Here is a 5,144-nt window from a genome sequence, read left to right on the forward strand (position 1 = left end):
GAATGTATATCCCTTTGCAAAGCCATCGGTATTCGTCGTTGTCAAAGTAGCGATATCGGCCACGTCAGAATGCTGTACATTTATTTTCCAGGCCTCTGGCGTAAAGGCTAGATAGGGAGATTGCGTTGCATTGGGCATTCCAGGCTTTCCAAGATCATTTAATCCCCATCCCTCTTTAACACGGCTATATGCATTAAACCACTTATCGACTTCATTTTCACTAAAACGTTCATGCAAAAATTGTCCCAGCACATATTGCGATGACTGATCAACCAATTGACGCCCGGTTGTTTTTTCAATTAATGATACAATACCCCCTTTTTTCAAATCAAAAACCACTTTGAAATAAGGTGTACTAAAAGTGGGTGATTCATCTTTGGTAATGTCACCTTGTGTCAGCTCCTTGGCAGAAAAACTGCTGTAGCCGGAAGCGGCGACATTTTTCACATACCAATATTTTCCTTTCTCCCAGGGATTTTCAATCATCCCTGATCTTTCCCACGGTAATGGGTTATATACGACCACACGTTTACCTCGTTTATTAACTGCGGCAGCCAACAGATCTAAGTCTGTATGAAGTTCAGTGCCGACAATATCATTTGTGTTGCGAATGTATTGACGTTTAACTTCATAAGAATATAACCATTTTCTTTTACTCCCTATTTCGGTATGAAGCGCATCGCTATTTTCCAATGCCCCGTAATTGCCATCCGGAGGAAGTGGTTCCGCAGCTGCTTCCGCCATCCATTGTTTCCATGCGTCACCGTAGCTGTAACGTGGGCCGAATTCCGCGTTCATTCCCCAAGTGTGCTCTCCATATAAAAAACTTTGTTCATAGGCTTTTGCCAGTTTTGTAGCAACCGGTGCAACGTCTATACCCCAAGACTTCATTTGTGTATGCAGCCCATCAAGTGCCGATTCCAGCGGACGAATATTTCTGGCAATTTTTGTTTCCTGTGGATTAGCTTGCAATCCTTGAATCCAAGTATCGGGACAATCTCCCTTAATGGTTTTTAAATTAGGTTTTTCCGCAAAAATTGCTCTAGCAAAATCGTCTAATGTACCGAAGTGTATTTTAACACCGGGTAATTCTTTTGCGGCATAAGCCAAAAGTTTATCAATCTCATGCAAGGTAGGCGGCCCCTGGTTGTCTCCCGTCATTTGCATGGCAAGATAATTTTTACATGGCCAGTCGGCAGGCGGTTTGATACTGGAGCCATAAAGAGGTGTATAATTACATAATATTTTTGAGCCATCCGGGCCTTCCCACCAAAACAATTCAGGAAAACGAGGATACTGACTAGCTGGATTACATCCCAATTGTAAAAATTGTATACCTGCATTTTTCAACAAGGTTGGCAATACCCAAGAATGACTGGGAACATCTTCCATCTTTGCACTGATAGTTAGAGGAAGGCCATATTTTCTATCAATGGCCGAAGCGTAGCCCAAACCACGCACTAAATCTTCATAATCTAAAGATTCCGTCTGCACGATGCCCGGAAAACCGTCGGCAACAATGCCACCTTCTTTTATTGCTTTTTCAATTCTTATTTTTCGTTCAGGAGTTTGCAATGGCCCCAGCATTTGCGCAGCGAGTGGCCAGCTAGAGACGTTCCAAGAAAAGCGTTTTTCCTTGGATTGCGTTTGGTTGCTTTCAATCAACTTTAACGCATTATCCATCATCTCTGTACGATAACGCTCAAATACATTTTCAGGAAGGTCTGTGAATCCCAAATCGAAATGGGTTCTAAAAACAACCCATATGTCTGTTACTTTGGAAAGGACATTGTTTTTCACTTTTGGCATTTGCGCACTTACCGCAAATACCGAAAAACAGAAAAAGGAAAGAACAATAATTTTTACTTTTGACATTATAATTACGATTAAAATTAAGAATTTTTAGAATTGAGCATTTAAGTTTATTTCGTTTTTTTAGGATTATTTGTTATAGTATTCCATGCACCAAGGCCAGGAGATTGGTAAACATCACTTTTTTTATCTTGGACCATTTTATCTATTTTTCATCTGTGCAACTTTGTGCTATGTCCATTAATTTTCGAAACCGTTTGATGCACTACCTCTCTTTTTTAATAGTAAAAAATACTGCTTTAACTGTGATCGCTTTGACTCTTTTAAAGCCATTTCTTTTATCGCCGATCATTTGTATCCATGCTGTTTCTAAATGCGAAATATGATCCATGATCTCCCCTTGATGATTCGTTTTACAAACGCGGATAAGATTAAGTAGCCGCCTGGTGCGACAATGTAATCTTCCTTTTGTTCCAATTTGTCTTTTTTAGCTGTACCTCTTTTTCAATAGTTCCATCATAAATACATTTACGTCCCACTGATTGCAAATAGGCGTCAACGTAGCAGGTAGTTGAACCATATATGGATACGGTCCAAACTCTGTTGTGATAGTAATAGCAGATTGCTCTTTTTTCTTGCGTTCAACGACTTTATCCCACCAGTTCAAATGCACATTTAATGCGTGTTGCCATTCAGGCACTCTCGGATCAGTAATTTGCGGGCCGCAGGGATAACCCACCCTCGCATGAAAATGTTCCGTACGATCAATGGCCAGTTGTACTGCTTTTTGTTGATCTTCTAAAAATGACTCCGCCACACAAACCCAATGTGAAATATCGAGTGTAAGTTTTAAGTCTGGGATTTTTTCGAGAAATTGTCTGGTAATATGCGCGGCAAACGAAAACTTATTGCGATGGGTTTCATGTAAGATTTGAATACCTGTTTGAAGGCTCACTTGCAATGCAGCTTCTATTAGCGCACTATTTTGTTCCATACTGAAAAAGTCTTTACCAGTTTGCGAATTGATTTTTACGCAGGGTAAGGTTCTTACCTTCTCAAGCCAAGCACAATACAGATCGTAATGCTTTGCATAATTGGCATCGTAAGTATCATAGTGCTGTATAATTATTTTTAGCTTATACTTTTCGGCGATATTCCACATTTGCTCTAGTTCTCCATCGGAAGTCGTTTGTGCGATTCCAACTTCAAAACCATCGTAGCCAGCATTGCTTGTTTTCTGACAAAAATCGTCCAGGCTTAGATCCTCGCTGCCCCAACGGGGACAAAAAAATTGAATAGACATATTGATGATACGTTTACTTTAATGATGCTTCTTATGCTCTTTAAAGCTTATAATGAATGGTTGTTTTTCTTAAGATATGACGAGATGAATTTCCAATCAAGAGATCAAAGGCTCCGGCATTCACTTTCCAGTTATTGGTTTTTGTATCCCAAAATGAAAAGTCTCTGGCAACCAGCTTCATTCTAATAGTTTTCGATTCCCCCGTTTGTAAAAATACTTTCTGGAATGCTTTAAGTTCTTTAGGTGGGCGTATAACTGAGGGCTTCCGTTCAGCAATGTAGAGTTGAACAACTTCGGCTCCGGCCCGTTTACCTGTATTAGTTACTTTCACATCGACTGCCAGTGTATCCCCATTTTTAAAGACGGACGCCGAGAGTTTGGGTTTGTCAATGTCGAAAGTAGTATAACTCAACCCATAGCCGAATGGAAAAAGCGGAACTATTTTCTTGGCGTCGAACCAGCGGTAACCCACCAATACACCTTCTGCATAATTTAGCTGACCAGCAGAATAATTACCAAGCGCATGCGCAGCAATATCTTTCAATTTTTTTGGGAATGTACAGGGTAACTTGCCGGAAGGATTTATATCGCCAAACAGAATGGCAGCTAATGCATTCCCCCCTTCTTGTCCACAAAACCAAAATTGAATTAAGGCTTTTGCCTTGTTGACCCATGGCATGGCAACAGGTGCTCCACTTTCATTGATGATTACGGTGCAAGGGTTGATGGACACGAATTTCTCTACCATTTCATCCTGACCTTTAGGAAGTTTAATGTCAGTTCGGTCCTTACCCTCACTCTCCTCAGCATGGGAATCCCCAGTGAAAATCAATACCGCATCGGCAGTTTTAGCTAAATTAGCAATAATCTGATCCGAAGGATTGCTGGCGTTGGGTTCCATGCTTATATATTCAATTTTGACCCCATCACCCAAGCGTCTACGTAATCCGTCCAATGCAGTTATTTCATAAGGCGGTTTACCTTCACCGCTGCCACCGCCATTACATACTTTAAGGTTGGCATTACGACCAATGCACAGCACTGTCTTTAAAGATGCCGGATTCAGGGGAAGTATGTTGTTTTCATTTTTAAGCAGAACAATGGCCTCTTCAGCAATGCTAAGTGCAACTGCACGATGAGCAGGCGTATTAAGCACTCCTTTAATCCGGCTAGCGGTATCGGGCCCTATCTTTTTAATTTTTGCCATTAACCAAAGCATACGTCTAGCTTTCTCATCTACAACAGACTTAGCAAGTTCACCATTTTCTACGGCCTTCTCTAATTTTGCAAATTGGTAGTCACTACCGATTTTCATTTCGAGGTCGCAACCGGCGAGCGCAGCACGTTTCATATCGTGAACGGCCCCCCAATCACTTACTACCACTCCTTTAAAGCCCCATTCGTTACGCAGAATGCTTTTCAGCAAATAAGGGTTTTCGCAACACCACTGGCCCCGCAGTTTATTATAGGCACCCATAATCCCCCAGGATTCCCCTTCTTTGATAGCTGTCTCAAAACCCGGCAAATAGATTTCCCGCAGGGTACGCTCGTCCATTGTCACATTCACGTCGTATCTGTCAAGTTCCTGGTTATTGGCGACAAAATGCTTAACGCAAGCCGCTACGTCCTGACTTTGTATACCGCGAATAACAGGAGCAGCCATATGGCCGGCCAAAAATGGATCCTCACCCATAAATTCAAAAGTGCGTCCATCAAGGGGGGTGCGCATGATATTTATGGCAGGGCCCAAACTCATATCTTTACCACGTGCCCGTAGTTCGTTGCCAAGCGTCTCACCAAAAAATAAACCCATTTCGGGATTCCAAGTAGCAGCCACTGCCGATAGTGGAGGCAGTGCAATGGCGATATCATTGGTTTTCCCCTCATACAAATAGGTGCAATTATCCGCCAATTCAGGGCGTACAGCACATGGACCATCCGCGGGAAGAAATGGAGGAATTCCTACTCGAGCAACACCTGCTACACTATAAATGTGGTCCCCATGAATTATCTTAACTTTTTCAGCCAA

Annotated in this window: 3 protein-coding genes; all 3 read right to left on the reverse strand. The window is 41.9% G+C overall.

All coding sequences use genetic code 11. The annotated features are described in order from the left end of the window. The coding region (locus ACQR30_RS14990; RefSeq protein ID WP_429736547.1) for a hypothetical protein at nt 1–1,875 on the reverse strand (1,875 nt) is incomplete at its 3' end. Nucleotides 1,876–2,299: 424 nt separating this feature from the next. Then, the gene (locus ACQR30_RS14995) at nt 2,300–3,115 is read right to left on the reverse strand and encodes a sugar phosphate isomerase/epimerase family protein (protein ID WP_429736549.1); all 816 of its coding nucleotides are present in this window, start codon (nt 3,113–3,115) and stop codon (nt 2,300–2,302) included. Nucleotides 3,116–3,155: 40 nt separating this feature from the next. Continuing rightward, on the reverse strand, nt 3,156–5,144 hold a 1,989-nt coding region (locus ACQR30_RS15000), incomplete at its 5' end, for a glycoside hydrolase family 3 C-terminal domain-containing protein (RefSeq protein WP_429736551.1).

Origin of the sequence: Arachidicoccus sp., assembly GCF_050436765.1 — a bacterium.
In the GTDB taxonomy this organism is placed as follows: Bacteria; Bacteroidota; Bacteroidia; order Chitinophagales; family Chitinophagaceae; genus Arachidicoccus.

Excerpts from the sequence above, each read along its gene's own strand:
- ACQR30_RS14995 (WP_429736549.1), bottom strand. The coding sequence starts at position 3,115 with ATGTCTATTCAATTTTTTTGTCCCCGTTGGGGCAGCGAGGATCTAAGC.